Origin of the sequence: Streptomyces sp. NPDC053560 (assembly GCF_044544605.1) — a bacterium.
In the GTDB taxonomy this organism is placed as follows: Bacteria; Actinomycetota; Actinomycetes; order Streptomycetales; family Streptomycetaceae; genus Streptomyces.
Window position 1 is genome coordinate 129,096 of the sequence record NZ_JBITXI010000012.1, and the last position, 14,704, is coordinate 143,799.

Genomic DNA, 14,704 nt, shown 5'->3' on the forward strand with positions numbered 1-14,704 from the left:
GGTGCGACCCGATGGTGGCATTCGCCACGGCCTCGGCACATTGCCGGTTCCCGGCAATCTTTACGCGATTTTGATGGCTCACCGACCCCCGCTTGCCCCACTGCCCGGCGCGTGCGGAGCCGGTGCGGAGCGGACGTCCGGAGGAGCTACAGCGGCCGGTCCGGCCAGCCCAGCACGCGCGCCCCCATCGCCGCCGTCTCCAGCGTGTAGCGCTGCAGCCCGTCGGCCGGGTCGTAGCCGGTCAGTTCCTTGATGCGGGCCAGCCGGTAGGAGAGGGTGCGCACGCTGACCTGGAGCCTGCGGGCCGCCTCGGCGTTGACGTACGCCGTCGCCGCGCAGGCCCAGATCGTCTCCAGCAGCGGCCGCGCGCCGCCGCGCCCCTCGGTCAGCGGCCCCAGCACGCTGTGCACGAGGTCGGCCATGGCGGCCCGGTCCCGCAGCAGAACGGGGAAGACCAGCAGGTCGGCCGCGTACAGCACCGGGTCGGCCAGCTCCAGCTGGGCCGCGAGCTCCAGCGCGCTCAGCGCTTCTTCGTACGAGGTGACCACGCCGCCGGCGCCTGCGTGCGGGCGGCCCACCGCGACCCGGTGCGCGCCGCGTCCGCCGGGGTCGGTGGTGCGCGCGTGCTGCGCGAAGAGGTCCAGGGCGCCGCCCCGGCCGCCCTGCGCCACGCACACCAGCCGCCCGCCCTTGGTGGCGATCAGCACGTCCCGGTCGCCGAAGCGGGTCAGCAGCTCGCGCTCCACACGCCGGGCCACCGGATGCAGGTCGTCGAAGCGCTCCGGGCCCTCCGCGACGGCCACCGCGTGCTCCCCGGCCAGCCGCAGCCCGAAGCGCTCGGCCCGTTCGGCGAGCCGGCCCAGGTCGCTGCGCCCGTAGAGCAGGTCGTCGACGAATTCGCGGCGGGCCGCCTCCTCCTGCCGGACCGCGAGCCGCTGCGCCCGCTCGTGGCCCTCGCCGAGCGCCGCGACCGCCGCCTCGACGGCCGCGAGCACCGCGTCACCGGTACGGGCCCGCTCGCCGGGCCCCGCGGCCCGCGCCACCCCGGGCAGCGAGCCCCACAGCCGGCGGGTCTCCCCCAGGTAGCGGCCGATCAGCTCGCGCAGGCCACGGCCCTCCTCGGCGGCCCGCTCGCCCAGGTCGCGCAGGGCGTCCAGCTCGTCGCGGCGGGGCAGCCGCCCGGTCCGCGAGATCTCGCCGAGGAGGTCGGCGTATCCGCCGAGGTCCTCCGATTCCGCCGCGCCGCGCTCCACTTGTCATGCTCCCTGCCACCGCTCTGCCCGGCTCCCGCGGGCCGGTTCCGGGGCCTTGATTGCCGACTCCCGGACACCAGGACGCTATCAATCCTGCCGGGTCCCGGCAGGTCCGCTCCGGCGGGTCCCGGCAAGGTGCGGCCGACGGCCCAGCAGCTCCCCCAGCCCCTCGCGGGTGGCGGCGATGACCACGCGGTCCTGGGGCCGCAGGACGTAGTCGCGCGGCAGGTCGCGGACCAGCCGGGCCGGCTCCCAGCTCGGCCCGTTCGCCGCCATGTTCTCGGGGTCCTCGGCCGGGTCGGCGGACGCGCCGATGTTCACGGCCACCACCCGCAGCCGCCCGGCCCGGAACACGTCCTCCGGCCTGCGCCCCACCAGTTCGGTCTGGCCGCGTACGTCCACATGGGCGACGAGCAGCAGCCGGCGCTCCACGGGGATGGCGCCCAGGATCTGGCGGCCCATCATGGCGCCGGCGAAGGCGGGCGCCGCCAGGAAGGAGACGCTGCGGCTGCGGGTGACGGCGGTGGGATGAGCGGCGCGCAGGGTGCGGTAGACGGCGGTGGCGAACCGGTCGTCGAACAGCCGCAGCGTCACCCGGAGCTGCGGCTTGACCGACCTGGCGTACAGCGACGCCTCCAGGTTGGTGCTGTCCTCGCTGGTCAGGGCGAGGAGGGTACGGGCGCGGGCGATCCCGGCCGCCTCCAGCACGCCATCCTCGGTGGCATCGCCGAGCACGGTCGGCACCCGCAGCCGGCGGGCCAGCGGAATGCCCCGCGCCTCGGGGTCCTCCTCGACGCACACCACCGGTACGCCCAGCTCGCGCAGCCGGGCCAGGACGCGGGTGCCGACCTTGCCGAGGCCGAGGAGGACGACGTGCCCGGAGAGGCCGCGCGGCGGGCGGCGCAGCTGCGCGGCGTTGCGGAAGGTGCCGAGCGCTTCGAGGGCCGCGGCCACCAGGACCGGCAGCAGGAGCAGGCCGGTGAACCCGGACAGCAGTTGCAGCACCTTGCGGATCATGCGCTCGTCGACCGCCGGCTCGTTGATCGCGAGGAGGTCCAGCAGGGAGAGGTAGACCGCGTGCATCGGCGCCTCGCCGGTGAAGAGAGTGGAGACGACGGCGAGTATCAGGACGGTGGCCACGACGCCCACGACGGCCCAGCGCAGCCGCCGGGAGAAGAGCGAGCCGAGGGGCGCGCCGCGGCCGGTGAGGCGGCGGGCCGGCGACCGGCCCCCGCGGTAGGCGACGGTCTCCAGCGCCACGGTGGCGCGGCCGGCCGCCGCCGCGGCCTCGGCGTCGTCCGGCAGCAGCGTCGGCCCGTCGTCGTCGGCCCCCGTGTGCCGGTGGCCGCCGCGGTGCCGGTGGCGGCCCGGCGGAGGCGACTCCGGCGCCGGGTCGCCCTCGTGGGCGGTCTCGTCCGAGGCGGAGGGGGAGAGGAGGGCCAGGGTGGCCAGGCCGCGGTCGGCGCGCGGCGGGGCCGGCGCGCCAGGGGTGTGCTCCACGGCCCGCAGCAGCAGCCCGTCGACCTCGATGACCTTGCTGGTACCGGCCACGGCCGTGGCGGTGAGCGCGGGCGCGACCGTGTCCGCGTCGGAGAGGACGGTGGTGGAGGCGTCGATGTCGGAGGTGTCGGACCAGACCACGGCGGCCGCCTGGTCCAGCAGCTCCTCCAGGTGCTGTCCGAGACGGCGGTTGTAGAGGCGGATGACCAGCCGGAGCCGGGGGTTCATGCGGCGGGCGCGCAGCGCGGCGTGGATATTGGTCTCGTCGTCGTCATAGACGAGGGCCAGCGCGCCGGCCTCCTCCACGCCCGCCTCGGTGAGCGTCTCGTCGTCCGGCTCCGGCGCCTGGAGGACGCGTACGTCGTCCTCCGCCGCGTCCGGCGGGCCGGCGCCGTCGGACGCGCGCCCGCCGTCCGAGGTGCCCGTACGGCCGACCGCCGCGGTCACCCGGCCGAAGAGGGCGCTCGCCCGGCCGAGGCCGCGGGCGGGCTCGGAGACACGGGGGCCGCGCGGATCGCGTACGGAGGGGACCACGAGGGTGACCCGCTCGCGGTAGACCTCGCGCAGCTCCACGGCGAGCCGGTGGGCCAGTGAGTCGTCGCCGCACACCACCATGTGCGGGGTGGGCGGGGCCGGTGGGGACTGCTGTGGCACAGGAGACAGTGAGGACACGTCGCACAGCATGCCTGTTCGAAGATCACCGAGTCAGCCGGTCCCGGCCCTCAGGAGCGTTCCGGTACGGACGAGCGCTCCGGCCCTCAGCATTTCGGCGCACAGCCCTCAGCAGCACTTCGGCCCATACGAGAGGAGTCCCGCAGTGACCGACCGGACCGGACCGCCGGCGGACCCCGGCTTCCCCGCGCCTCCCTGGCGGGCCCGCGGCACCCTGTGGCTTTCCCTCTTCACCACGCGCGAGGCGCTGCCGCTCCCCGCCGACCTCAGCCCCCTCGGCAGCCGGCGCGTTCTCGCCGTACTGCTCGTGCGCTACACGGAGGGGACCCTCCGGTACGACGAGTTCGCGGTCGCCTCCCCGATCCGCCGCGGCCGCCGCGTGGGGCTGCACTGCCACGGCATCCGGGTGGACTCCGCTGCCTCGCTGCGCGGCGGCCGCGGCCTGTGGGGCATCCCGAAGGAGATGGCCCGCTTCTCCTGGAGCGGGGACTCCGTACGCGTGTCCGACGACGCCGGGACACTCGCGACCCTCCGCTTGGGACCGCCCGGCAGCTGGCGCGTCCCCGTGCCGTACGCCCCCGGCCACGTCTTCGGGCGGATCGGCGCGGACCGGATCCACCTCGCAGGGCGGCTCTCCGGGCGGCTCGGGACCGGCCGGCTCGGCGTACTGGAGTGGAGCGGGCGTCTGCCGGAGCTGCGGCGCACGGACCCCCTGTGCGCGCTCGCCCTCTCCCCCGCGCGCTTCTTCTTCCCGGCGGGCACCCGCCAGGGCCCGGCCGCCCCCGCCCCGCACCCCTGAACAGCGAGGGGAACGTCCGGTGAACACCCACCGGCACATCCGGTGAACAGGGGTCGGCACGTCCGGCGAAGGGCAGAAGTCCCGTCGTCGGGCCTGCCGGTTACGGTGGTGTCGCACATCAGCGGGGGCAACTCCCCCGTTGCCGCATAAGCTCGTGACCGGGCGTTGCCGGGGCCGGGAGCCCCGGGCGGGCCGGTACGCCGGAAAGAAAGTTGTGAGCAGGGTGTTGAGGCAGGCCAACGGGCCTACGAGGAGTGCGGGGTAAGCGGGACGATGCACATCGTCATCATGGGCTGCGGGCGGGTCGGATCCGCGCTCGCACAGACCCTGGAGAACCAGGGCCACACGATCGCCGTGGTCGACCAGGACCCGACCGCCTTCCGGCGGCTGGGCTCCGGCTTCGGAGGCCGCCGGGTGACCGGCGTCGGCTTCGACCAGGACACCCTCCGCGAGGCGGGCATCGAGGAGGCCGGGGCGTTCGCCGCGGTCAGCAGCGGCGACAACTCCAACATCATCGCCGCCCGGGTGGCCCGCGAGATGTTCGGCGTGGAGAACGTCGCGGCCCGCATCTACGACCCGCGCCGCGCCGAGGTCTACCAGCGCCTGGGCATCCCGACCGTCGCGACCGTCCGCTGGACCGCGGACCAGATGCTGCGCCGGCTGCTCCCCTCGGGCGCCGAGCCGCTGTGGCGGGACCCCAGCGGCGGTGTGCAGCTCGCCGAGGTGCACACCGACGAGTCCTGGGTCGGCCACAAGGTCAGCCGCCTCCAGGAGGAGACCGGGGTACGGGTGGCGTTCCTCACCCGGCTGGGCGAGGCGATCCTGCCGACCTCGCAGACCGTCCTGCAGGAAGGCGATCTGGTGCACGTGATGATGCGCACCGACGACGTGGAGAAGGTCGAGGCGGCATTCGCCGAAGGGCCCGAGGAGGCAGGCGCATGAGGGTCGCGATCGCTGGTGCGGGAGCGGTGGGCCGCTCCATCGCGGGTGAGCTCCTCGAAAACGGTCACGAGATCCTGCTGATCGACAAGGCGCCGACGGCGATCTCCGTGGAGCGGGTGCCGCAGGCGGAGTGGCTGCTGGCCGACGCCTGCGAGATCACCTCGCTGGACGAGGCGGCGCTGCAGCGGTGCAACGTCGTCATCGCGGCGACCGGTGACGACAAGGTCAACCTCGTCGTCTCGCTGCTGGCCAAGACCGAGTACGGCGTGCCGCGGGTGGTCGCCCGCGTCAACAACCCGAAGAACGAGTGGCTCTTCAATGAGTCCTGGGGCGTCGACGTGGCCGTTTCCACGCCGCGCCTGATGTCCGCGCTGGTCGAGGAGGCGGTGAGCGTCGGCGACCTCGTACGGCTGCTGCGCTTCAGCCACGGCGACGCCAACCTCGTCGAGCTGACGCTGCCGCCGGAGGCCGCGCTGGCGGGCACCCAGGTGGGTGACGTGGAGTGGCCCGAGGACACCTCGCTGGTGACGATCATCCGCGGGACCCGGGTGCTCACGCCCAACAAGGAGGACGCGTTGGAGGCCGGTGACGAGCTGCTGTTCGTCGCGGCGCAGGCGCGGGAGGAGCAGCTGGAGGACCTGCTGTCGATGCGGAAGCCTACGGAGTAGGCGGTTCGCCGACGTACGGCGAGGGCCCGGAACCGGTGCGGTTCCGGGCCCTCGCCGTACGCGGAGCGGTCAGACGCCGGGCGCGTCCGCCTTGGCCTCCTCGGCCTTCTCCTTGGCCTCCATCTCCGCGATCACGTCGATCGGGGCCGGGGCCTTCGCGAGGAAGATCCAGGTGAGGTAGACGCAGAGCAGGAACGGGGGGATGCCGAGCGCGACCTTGACCCAGCCGAGCTGCGTCGCGTCGCCCCACCAGTACAGCGGGAAGAGGATCGCCGACTTGGCGAGCAGGATGATGCCCCAGGCCCAGGTGGACTTGGTGTACGCCTTGAACCGGCCGGGGTTGCGGGTGCGCCAGGAGAGGTTCTCGCGCAGGATCGGGCCGAGCAGGACGCCGATGAGCGGGAACCGGAAGACCGCCGAGAGGATGTACACGACCGCGAGGCCCAGCGTGTACAGCATGCCGGGCAGGTAGAAGTTCTTGGCGTCGCCGGACATCATCGCGAAGACCGCGCCGAAGGCCACGCCGAAGACGCCGCTGAAGGCGTGCTTGAGGGTCTCCTTGCGGGCGAGCCGGGCCAGCGCCAGCACGACCGTCAGGCCCAGCGCGACGATCGCGGCGAGGTGGATGTCCCGCTTGATCGTGTAGATCAGTACGAAGACCAGTCCGGGGACCGTCGTGTCGACCATGCCCCAGAAGCCGCCGAACGCTTCCAGGATGGCCTTCTCGGCGGCCGCCTTGTCGGGGGCGTTCGCCGCCCCGCGTGGGTCGGACGGCGCTGTCGCACCGTCCCCCGGCTGGTCCTCGTTGCTCGTGGTCGTCTTTTCGAACGACGTCACCGGCTACTCCTGTCCGAGCGGTCGGAGTTCGTACTTCGGATTGAACAGCACCCGGCGTCCGTGGCTCATGGAGATCCGGCCGGAGGCGATGAGCTTACGGCCCGGTTCTATGCCGGTGATGGCGCGGCGGCCCAGCCAGACCACGTCCAGCGCGGCAGAGCCGTCGAACAGCTCCGCCTCCAGCGCCGGCACCCCGGCCCGAGGACGCAGCGTGACGTGCCGCAGCGTGCCCGTGACCTTCACGATCTGACGGTCGTCGCAGTCGCAGATCCGCGTACAGCCCGCGTTCTGCGCGTCCTGCTGCAACTCGGCGGACTGCAGCTCCTCCTCGGAGGAGGACAGCCTGTCGAGCATCCGGCGGAAGCGTCCGGCCGGCTTCTCGGAACGGGTCCCAGCACTCATACATCCAGCGTACCGGCCGACTCCCGGCCGGATCACGGCGTGCGCCCGGGAAGCGGGGCCACCAACGCCTGGATACGTATCACTGTTCGAAGCGGTAGCCCATGCCCGGCTCGGTGACGAAGTGCCGCGGGTGCGACGGATCCGACTCCAGCTTGCGCCGCAGCTGAGCCATGTAGACCCGCAGGTAGTTGGACTCGGTGCCGTACGAGGGGCCCCAGACCTCCTGGAGCAGCTGTTTCTGGCTGACCAGGCGGCCGGTGTTGCGGACCAGCACCTCCAGGAGGTGCCACTCGGTGGGGGTGAGCCGGACGTCGCGGCCCGCACGGTTGACCTTCTTCGCTGCCAGGTCGACGGTGAAGCCCTCCGTCTCGACCAGGACGGCGGCGTCGGCGGGCCCCGTGGGCTCGGCGCGGCGCACGGCGGCGCGCAGCCGGGCCAGCAGCTCGTCCATGCCGAACGGCTTGGTGACGTAGTCGTCGGCGCCCGCGTCCAGGGCCTCGACCTTCTCGTCGGAGGTCTGCCGGGCGGAGAGCACCAGGATCGGTACGCGGGTCCAGCCGCGCAGCCCCCTGATCACGTCCACGCCGTCCATGTCGGGCAGACCGAGGTCGAGGACGACTACGTCGGGGTGGCGGGCGGCGGCGAGCCGGAGCGCGGTGGCGCCGTCGGGCGCGGCGTCCACCTCGTACTTGCGCGCCTTGAGGTTGATCACGAGGGCGCGGACGATCTGCGGCTCGTCGTCGACCACGAGCACCCGGGTCATCGGGCCTGCCTTTCCCGCGGACGGACCGGGGGCCGCCGCAGTCGGTGTACGGGGAGCGGGCGCGGTCATGTCGTCGCCCGGGCGGGGAGGCCGGGGGAGACCGGCGGGTGGCCGGGCGCCGCGCGCAGGGTGAGGACCATGGTCAGACCGCCTCCTGGGGTGTCCTCGGCGGCGAGCGTGCCGCCCATGGATTCGGCGAAGCCGCGGGAGACCGCGAGGCCGAGGCCGACGCCGGCGCCGCGCGGGGCGTCGCCGTAGCGCTGGAAGGGCTCGAAGATGCGGTCCTTGGCGGAGTCCGGGACGCCGGGCCCGCGGTCCACGATGCGTACCTCCACGCGCTCGCCGAGCGCGCTGGCGGCGACCGTGACGGGCGCGCCGTCCGGGCTGTACTTCACGGCGTTCTCCACGAGGTTCGCGACGCACCGCTCCAGCAGGCCGGGGTCGACGGCCACGATCGGCAGCTCTTCGGGGACATCCAGGCAGACGCTGCCCTCGGGGACGCCGCCGAGCGCCATCGGGACGACCTCGTCCAGATCGGTGTCGCGGATCAGCGGGGTGACCGTGCCGGTCTGCAGCCGGGACATGTCGAGCAGGTTGCCGACCAGGTGGTCCAGCCGGTCGGCGCCGTTCTCGATGCCCGCCAGCAGCTCGGCCTCGTCCTCCTCGGACCAGGCCACGTCGTCGGAGCGGAGCGAGGTGACGGAGGCCTTGATGCCGGCCAGGGGCGTACGGAGGTCGTGGCTGACGGCGGCCAGCAGAGCCGTACGGATGCGGTTGCCCTCGGCCAGCTCGCGGGCCCGCTCCGCCTCGCCGACCAGCCGCTGACGGTCCAGGACGACGGCGGCCTGGGCGGCGAAGGCGCCGAGCACCCGGCGGTCCTCCGCGGGCAGCTTGCGGCCGGTGAGCGCAAGGGTCATGAACTCATTGACCGGCATGTCCACGTCCGCGTCCTCGGGGCGTCGGGGCGCCCTGCCCTCGCCGACGCTGCCCGCGCAGGTCCAGGGCTCGACGTCGCTCTCACGTTCGAGGAGGGCGACGGCGTCCATGGCGAAGGTCTCGCGCACCCGTTCCAGCAGGGCGTCCAGCGTGGTCTCGCCGCGCAGCACGCTGCCGGCCAGGAACGACAGGATCTCCGCCTCGGCCCGCAGCCGGGCCGCCTGGTGCGTACGGCGGGCCGCCAGGTCCACCACCGAGGCGACGGCCACCCCGACCGCGAAGAAGATCACGATGGCGACGATGTTCTCGGGATCCGCGATGGTGATGCTGTGCGTGGGCGGCGTGAAGTAGAAGTTCAGCAGGACCGAGCCGACAGCGGCCGAGGCGAGCGCCGCCAGCAGCCCGCCGAGCAGCGCCGCCGCCACGGTCAGGAAGAGGAACAGCAGCACGTCATTGGCGAGTCCCGGGCCGCTGTCGAGGTTGTACAGCAGCAGCGTGAGCAGGACCGGGCCGAGCACGCCGGTGAGCCAGCCGGCCAGCACGCGGGAGCCGCTGAGCCGGGCGCCGCGGGCCACCGGCAGGCCGCGGCCCTTGGCGACCTCGTCGTGGGTGACGATGTGGACGTCCAGGTCGGGGCCGGAGTCGCGGGCGACGGTGGCGCCGACGCCGGGCCCGAAGACGTACTGCCAGGCCTTGCGGCGGCTGGAGCCCAGCACGATCTGGGTGGCGTTCACCCCGCGCGCGAACTCCAGCAGGGCGCTCGGGATGTCGTCGCCGATGACGTGGTGGAAGCTGCCGCCCAGGTCCTCGACCAGGGTGCGCTGGACGGCCAGCTCCTTGGGAGAGGCGCCGGTGAGCCCGTCGCTGCGCGCGATGTAGACCGCCATGACCTCGCTGCCGGAGCCCTTGGCGGCCATCCGCGCCGCACGGCGCAGCAGGGTCTTGCCCTCGGGGCCGCCGGTGAGGCCGACCACGATGCGCTCGCGGGCCTGCCAGGTGGAGCGGATGGAGTGCTCGGCGCGGTACTGCTGGAGGTACTCGTCGACCCGGTCGGCCACCCACAGCAGCGCCAGCTCGCGCAGGGCGGTGAGGTTGCCGGGCCGGAAGTAGTTCGACAGCGCGGCGTCGACCTTGTCGGAGGCGTAGATGTTGCCGTGCGCCATGCGGCGGCGCAGCGCCTGGGGCGACATGTCGACCAGCTCTATCTGGTCGGCGCGGCGGACCACCTCGTCGGGGACCGTCTCGCGCTGCCGTACGCCCGTTATGGACTCCACCACGTCACCGAGTGACTCCAGGTGCTGGATGTTGACGGTGGAGACGACGTCGATACCGGCTTCGAGCAGTTCCTCGACGTCCTGCCAGCGCTTGGCGTTGCGGGAACCGGGCACGTTGGTGTGGGCCAGCTCGTCGACCAGCGCGACGGCGGGCCGGCGGCTCAGCGCCGCGTCCACGTCCATTTCGGTGAACGTGGTGCCCCGGTGGCTCAGCTCCCGGCGCTCCAGCTCCTCCAGGCCGTGCAGGAGCACCTCCGTACGCGGCCTGTCGTGATGCGCCACGAAGGCGACGACGACGTCCGTACCGCGCTCCAGGCGCCGGTGCGCCTCGGAGAGCATGGAGTACGTCTTGCCGACGCCCGGTGCCGCGCCGAGGTAGATGCGAAGCTTGCCGCGTCCCATGGCCCCATTGTCCAACGTGTGAGCTGCCCACAACCGGGCCGTTCCGTCACCGACCCTACCGAGCAGGAACAGGACAAAGGCCGCATACGGTGAGCCTGGGGGGGTGGTCTTGACGGGACCCTGACGGTTCGCGCGGGCGGCGGCGGTGTCAGTGCCGCCGACTACTGTGTTGAGAAGGGGACCTCAATGCACCCCCGTAGGGGGAACGAGGGGTGAAACGGTACGGCGCCACGCGTCGCGCAGCCCGCGTCCCACACACCCCTGCGGCCCGCCGCGCCCCTGCCGTACAGGGTGCCGCGGGCCGCAGGACGCGTACGTGCGCGGTCAGCGGATCTCGGTGATCTCCGGGCCGCGCTCCAAGCGCTCCACGCCGCCGCCGAAGCGGGACTGCGAGGCGTCGTCCTGCTGGACGCCCTCGGGCACCATCTGCGCGTCGTCGGGGAGCTTGAGGACGATCGGGTCGCGGGGCGCCATCGGGCCCTCGCCGCGCACCACGACCGTGTCCCGGAAGATCTGCTCCAGCAGCCCGGCGGCCTGCGGCTGCACCGCGCCCTGGCCGGAGATCACGCCGCGCAGGAACCAGCGCGGGCCGTCCACGCCGACGAACCGTACGACCTGCACGCCGTTCGTCCCGTCCGGCAGCTGCACCGGCACCTGGGCGCGCAGCTCCCAGCCCAGCGGGCCGTCGACGGTGTCGATGACGCCGCCCTGCTGGGTGATGCCGGAGGCGATCTCCTCGCGGACCTCGCCCCAGATGCCCTCGTGCTTGGGCGCGGCGAAGGCCTGCAGCTGCACGGCGCTGTCCTGGAGCACGATGGTCGCGGCGACGATCGCGTCACCGGCGACCTCGACCCGCAGCTCCATGCCCTCCACGCCCGGTACGAAGAGGCCGCCCAGGTCCACCCGGCCCTCGCCCGGATTGCCGACCTCGGAGACGTCCCAGGGGCCGTCGGGGCGCGGGGCCGGCGGAAGGTTCACGCCGTAGCTCTCGTCGTCCGCGCCGGACTCGTCCGAGGTGGTCTCCTCGGCAGGATCGACCGCCTCGACCGCGTCGTCTGGAGCCTCGTTCTTCTTGCGACGTCCGAACACGTCACTGTCCTTCCCGGTCGGCACCGACCGATGCGTATCCATTCCCGCCCGTGGGGCCGCCCACCGCCGCATGACCGCCGGTGGACCCGAATCCCCCCTCGGCCCGCGCCGAGCCGGGAAGCTCCGCCACCTCGTGGAAGCGCACCTTCTCGACCTGCTGGACGACCAGTTGGGCGATCCGGTCGAACCTCTCGAACCGCACACTCTCGCGCGGGTCCAGATTGACCACGATCACCTTGATCTCCCCACGGTACCCGGCATCCACCGTCCCCGGGGCATTCACCAGTGCCACACCGCAGCGGGCGGCGAGGCCCGACCTCGGGTGCACGAACGCGGCGTACCCCTCGGGCAGCGCGATGGCCACCCCCGTGGGCAGTACCGTGCGCTCCCCCGGGGCCAGTTCGGCCGCCTCCGTGGTGACGAGGTCGGCCCCCGCGTCGCCCGGGTGCCCGTACGCGGGCAGCGGAACCTCCGGATCGAGGCGCCGGATGCGTACGTCCACGGGGTGCCGCGTCTGCTGTGTCTGAAGGGGCTCGGTCACGGGTTCACCTCGAAGGCGCGGGCGCGGCGTACTTGGTCGGGGTCGGCCATCGCGGCCTCGATCTCCTCGGGCCGGCCGTTCTGGATGAAGTGCTCGACCTTCACCTCGATGAAGACCGCGTCGGCGCGGACCGCGACCGGGCCGTCCGGGCCGCCGATCCGGCCCTCGGCGCGTGAGTAGATCTTCCGCCCGTGCACCGCGGTGACCTCGGCGTCCAGGTGCAGGACCGTGCCGACCGGCACCGGGCGCAGGAAGTCGGTCTCCAGGCGGCCGGTCACGGCGATGGCCTGGAGCAGCCAGTTGAGCGAGCCGAGCGTCTCGTCCAGGGCCGTGGCCAGTACGCCGCCATGCGCGAGGCCCGGCGCGCCCTGGTGGGCCTCCTTGACGGTGAACTCGGCGCTGACGCGTACGCCCTCACCGGCCCGCGCCTCCAGGTGCAGGCCGTGCGGCTGCTCTCCGCCGCACCCGAAGCAGCGGTCGTAGTGCGCGCCGAGCAGCTCGCCGGGCGCGGGCGCTTCGGGGTGCCGCACGGGCGCGGTGGCGTCCGGGGGCGGCGTCAGCGATGTCCTGTCTCCACTCACAGGGGGAGACCCTACCCGCGCGCGCGGAACACGCGCGCGCACGTGCCAAGCTGGAGCCATGCAGTCGTACGAAGAACGCCTCACCGCTCCCCGCTCCTGGTGGGTGATCGCCGCGGCCGTCGGCGTCGCCTGTGCCCTGATGCTGCTGCCGCTCGGGACGCTGCCGATGCTCGGCGGGCTGGTGGGCGGCGCCGCGCTGGCCGCCGTGCTGGTGAGCGCGTACGGCTCGGCCCGCATCCGGATCGTGGGCGGCGCGCTGATCGCCGGGGACGCGAAGCTCCCCGCCGAGGCGCTGGGCGAGGCGCATGTGCTGGACGCCGAGGAGGCCCGGGCGTGGCGTACGTACAAGGCCGACACCCGTGCGTTCATGGTGATGCGGAGCTACATCCCGACGGCGGTGCGGGTCGAGGTGACCGATCCGGCGGACCCGACGCCGTACGTCTACCTGTCGACGCGGCACCCGGAGGAGCTGTCGGCGGCGCTGGCGGCGATCCGGGCCTGAGGGCGCCGTACGAGGGCGTTCTCGGGGCTTGCGGGGACGTTCTCGGGTGGGGCTCGGGGGCGCTGGGCTCAGTCGTCCCGGCCGGGCTCCCGGCGGCCGGGACGGCCGGTTCTGGCGCGGCCGGTGAGGCCCTTGCGCGCGGGGGCCGGGTCCGGGTCCGGGAGCGCGTCCCAGGGCACCTGGCGGCGGCGCAGGTCCCGGCGGACCTTGTCGGCCAGTCTGGCGGTGTCCCGGCGGTTCATGAACGCGCCGACCGCGGCGCCGACCATGAACGGCGTCATGCTCGGCAGGTTCCGCATCATGCGCTTCATGATCTGCTGACGCAGCTCGCGCTTCATCTGTCCGCCGAGTGCGAGGTTCAGCGAGGCGGGCGCGGCGATGTCGACGCCGCGCTCCTCGGTCCAGGCCTGGGCATATGCCAGGCCGCGGGCCTTGAGGCCGCCCTGCGGGCGCAGGCCGTACACCTCATGCAGCTCGGCGAGGAGTTTGATCTCGACCGTGGCGACGCCGACGACCTCGGCGGCCAGCTCGGCCGGCATGGCGGGCGGCACCGGCATCATGGCCGCGGCGCCCACTCCGGCACCGACGGTCGCGGTACCTCTCGTCGCCCCCGCGACGAGTTTGTCGGCCAGTTCCTCGGGGGTCAGGCCGGGGAACTGGCGGCGCAGCGTGGCCAGGTCGCGGACCGGGATCCGCGGGGCGGTCTCGATGATCCGGTCGGCGGTCCAGGCGAGTCCCGACCGTACCGTGACGCCGCGCTTGCGGGCGCCGTCGACCGTTCTGGCCGCGAGCGTGGCCGCGCGGCCACGCTCTCTCAGCGCTTCGGTGCCCCGCTCCGCGGGGAGGGCGGTCCGGTCGGTGGGCACGGACGCGGTCTCCCCGCGTGGCTGTGCCCCGGCCGCCGGACCGGTCTCGCCCTGATTGCCTCTACGGAACGGTTTCACTGAGCTTCACCTCACGCTGTCGTCCCGGTGACCGCGGCTCGGTGCGGCGCCTGTCCGGGAGACCGCCGGTCTCCCTCGCGGGCGCGTACGGGCCACGGCCTCGGCCCGCCGTCAGGCCGCGCAGTCGCGGCAGATCGGCTGACCGTTCTTGTCCTCCGCGGCCAGCTGGCTGCGGTGGTGGACCAGGAAGCAGCTCATGCAGGTGAACTCGTCCTGCTGCTTGGGCAGGACCCGTACGGCGAGCTCTTCGTTGGAGAGGTCGGCGCCGGGCAGCTCCAGGCCTTCGGCCTGCTCGAACTCGTCGACGTCGACGGCCGAGGCGGACTTGTCGTTCCGCCGCGACTTCAGCTCTTCGATGCTGTCCTCGTTGAGGTCGTCATCGGTCTTGCGTGGTGTGTCGTAATCCGTAGCCATGGTCGCTCTCCCCCTCTGGGTGTCTGCGGTGTCTCAGCGCTCGTAACGCGTGAGAGGCCGGACTTGTGCCCGACCTGAGGCGGAGATTTTGCCTCACATCAAGGTCTGTTACTCAATCGACACCCAACCGCACCCCTGAAGAGGTGATCGGAATGGATGGCGATAGGACCGTACACGGTCCTAAA

15 protein-coding genes are annotated in these 14,704 nt (G+C 73.1%); 4 read left to right on the top strand and 11 right to left on the bottom strand.

Annotation, left to right across the window (positions count from 1 at the left end; translation table 11 throughout):
• Nucleotides 1–146: 146 nt before the first annotated feature.
• Together ACIGQF_RS27670 and ACIGQF_RS27675 are read right to left on the bottom strand one after the other, a co-directional pair.
• Nucleotides 147–1,253: a PucR family transcriptional regulator gene (locus ACIGQF_RS27670; protein WP_399715418.1), complete on the bottom strand. Its 1,107-nt coding sequence runs from the start codon at nt 1,251–1,253 to the stop codon at nt 147–149.
• Nucleotides 1,254–1,340: 87 nt separating this feature from the next.
• On the bottom strand, nt 1,341–3,368 hold the full coding sequence (locus ACIGQF_RS27675; protein ID WP_399715756.1) for an NAD-binding protein: 2,028 nt from the start codon (nt 3,366–3,368) through the stop codon (nt 1,341–1,343).
• A gap of 202 nt (nt 3,369–3,570) precedes the next feature.
• Here ACIGQF_RS27675 and ACIGQF_RS27680 point away from each other — a divergent pair, with 202 nt between their 5' ends.
• The 3 genes from ACIGQF_RS27680 (at nt 3,571) to ACIGQF_RS27690 (ending at nt 5,834) form a co-directional block, all read left to right on the top strand.
• Nucleotides 3,571–4,224: an acetoacetate decarboxylase family protein gene (locus tag ACIGQF_RS27680; RefSeq protein ID WP_399715420.1), complete on the top strand. Its 654-nt coding sequence runs from the start codon at nt 3,571–3,573 to the stop codon at nt 4,222–4,224.
• 273 nt (nt 4,225–4,497) lie between these two features.
• Nucleotides 4,498–5,166, top strand: coding sequence for a TrkA family potassium uptake protein (locus ACIGQF_RS27685; RefSeq protein WP_361562920.1), 669 nt, complete (start codon nt 4,498–4,500; stop codon nt 5,164–5,166).
• Nucleotides 5,163–5,834 carry a TrkA family potassium uptake protein gene (locus ACIGQF_RS27690; RefSeq protein WP_361562922.1) on the top strand — a complete coding sequence of 224 codons (672 nt, stop codon included), beginning with the start codon at nt 5,163–5,165 and terminating at the stop codon, nt 5,832–5,834. Before ACIGQF_RS27685 ends, ACIGQF_RS27690 begins: the two co-directional genes overlap by 4 nt.
• A gap of 69 nt (nt 5,835–5,903) precedes the next feature.
• On the opposite strand, the gene ACIGQF_RS27695 is transcribed toward ACIGQF_RS27690, so the two are convergent.
• The 7 genes from ACIGQF_RS27695 to ACIGQF_RS27725 all read right to left on the bottom strand — a co-directional run bounded on the left by ACIGQF_RS27695 (nt 5,904) and on the right by ACIGQF_RS27725 (nt 12,659).
• Complete coding sequence (locus tag ACIGQF_RS27695; protein ID WP_399715424.1) at nt 5,904–6,671, bottom strand: DUF3159 domain-containing protein; 768 nt, start codon at nt 6,669–6,671, stop codon at nt 5,904–5,906.
• Between the two features lie 3 nt (nt 6,672–6,674).
• Nucleotides 6,675–7,073 carry an OB-fold nucleic acid binding domain-containing protein gene (locus ACIGQF_RS27700; RefSeq protein ID WP_110944724.1) on the bottom strand — a complete coding sequence of 133 codons (399 nt, stop codon included), beginning with the start codon at nt 7,071–7,073 and terminating at the stop codon, nt 6,675–6,677.
• Between the two features lie 79 nt (nt 7,074–7,152).
• Nucleotides 7,153–7,836: a response regulator gene (locus ACIGQF_RS27705; RefSeq protein ID WP_399715427.1), complete on the bottom strand. Its 684-nt coding sequence runs from the start codon at nt 7,834–7,836 to the stop codon at nt 7,153–7,155.
• A 65-nt stretch (nt 7,837–7,901) separates the two neighbouring features.
• Entirely contained in the window at nt 7,902–10,448 is a 2,547-nt protein-coding gene (locus ACIGQF_RS27710) for an ATP-binding protein (protein WP_399715430.1), read from the bottom strand.
• 324 nt (nt 10,449–10,772) lie between these two features.
• A complete protein-coding gene (locus tag ACIGQF_RS27715) occupies nt 10,773–11,537 on the bottom strand; it encodes a DUF3710 domain-containing protein (RefSeq protein WP_399715433.1) in 765 nt (254 codons plus the stop codon).
• 1 nt (nt 11,538) lies between these two features.
• Nucleotides 11,539–12,078 (bottom strand): dUTP diphosphatase, encoded by a 540-nt coding sequence (dut, locus tag ACIGQF_RS27720; protein ID WP_361562929.1) that lies wholly within the window; start codon nt 12,076–12,078, stop codon nt 11,539–11,541.
• Entirely contained in the window at nt 12,075–12,659 is a 585-nt protein-coding gene (locus ACIGQF_RS27725; RefSeq protein WP_399715437.1) for a PaaI family thioesterase, read from the bottom strand. The genes dut and ACIGQF_RS27725 overlap by 4 nt, the downstream gene beginning before the upstream one ends.
• A gap of 58 nt (nt 12,660–12,717) precedes the next feature.
• On the opposite strand from ACIGQF_RS27725, the gene ACIGQF_RS27730 reads away from it, so the two are divergent.
• On the top strand, nt 12,718–13,161 hold the full coding sequence (locus tag ACIGQF_RS27730) for a DUF3093 domain-containing protein (RefSeq protein WP_399715440.1): 444 nt from the start codon (nt 12,718–12,720) through the stop codon (nt 13,159–13,161).
• Nucleotides 13,162–13,229: 68 nt separating this feature from the next.
• On the opposite strand, the gene ACIGQF_RS27735 is transcribed toward ACIGQF_RS27730, so the two are convergent.
• Together ACIGQF_RS27735 and ACIGQF_RS27740 are read right to left on the bottom strand one after the other, a co-directional pair.
• Entirely contained in the window at nt 13,230–14,027 is a 798-nt protein-coding gene (locus tag ACIGQF_RS27735) for a hypothetical protein (RefSeq protein WP_399715443.1), read from the bottom strand.
• 189 nt (nt 14,028–14,216) lie between these two features.
• A complete protein-coding gene (locus ACIGQF_RS27740; protein WP_003982531.1) occupies nt 14,217–14,519 on the bottom strand; it encodes a DUF4193 domain-containing protein in 303 nt (100 codons plus the stop codon).
• Nucleotides 14,520–14,704 lie beyond the last annotated feature (185 nt).

What these genes read in the sequence shown, in the direction of transcription:
- ACIGQF_RS27675 (WP_399715756.1), bottom strand. Translation starts at nt 3,368, where the DNA reads ATGGTGGTGTGCGGCGACGACTCACTGGCCCACCGGCTCGCCGTGGAG.
- ACIGQF_RS27690 (WP_361562922.1), top strand. Translation starts at nt 5,163, where the DNA reads ATGAGGGTCGCGATCGCTGGTGCGGGAGCGGTGGGCCGCTCCATCGCG.
- ACIGQF_RS27685 (WP_361562920.1), top strand. Translation starts at nt 4,498, where the DNA reads ATGCACATCGTCATCATGGGCTGCGGGCGGGTCGGATCCGCGCTCGCA.
- ACIGQF_RS27730 (WP_399715440.1), top strand. Translation starts at nt 12,718, where the DNA reads ATGCAGTCGTACGAAGAACGCCTCACCGCTCCCCGCTCCTGGTGGGTG.
- ACIGQF_RS27740 (WP_003982531.1), bottom strand. Translation starts at nt 14,519, where the DNA reads ATGGCTACGGATTACGACACACCACGCAAGACCGATGACGACCTCAAC.
- ACIGQF_RS27700 (WP_110944724.1), bottom strand. Translation starts at nt 7,073, where the DNA reads ATGAGTGCTGGGACCCGTTCCGAGAAGCCGGCCGGACGCTTCCGCCGG.
- ACIGQF_RS27710 (WP_399715430.1), bottom strand. Translation starts at nt 10,448, where the DNA reads ATGGGACGCGGCAAGCTTCGCATCTACCTCGGCGCGGCACCGGGCGTC.
- ACIGQF_RS27705 (WP_399715427.1), bottom strand. Translation starts at nt 7,836, where the DNA reads ATGACCCGGGTGCTCGTGGTCGACGACGAGCCGCAGATCGTCCGCGCC.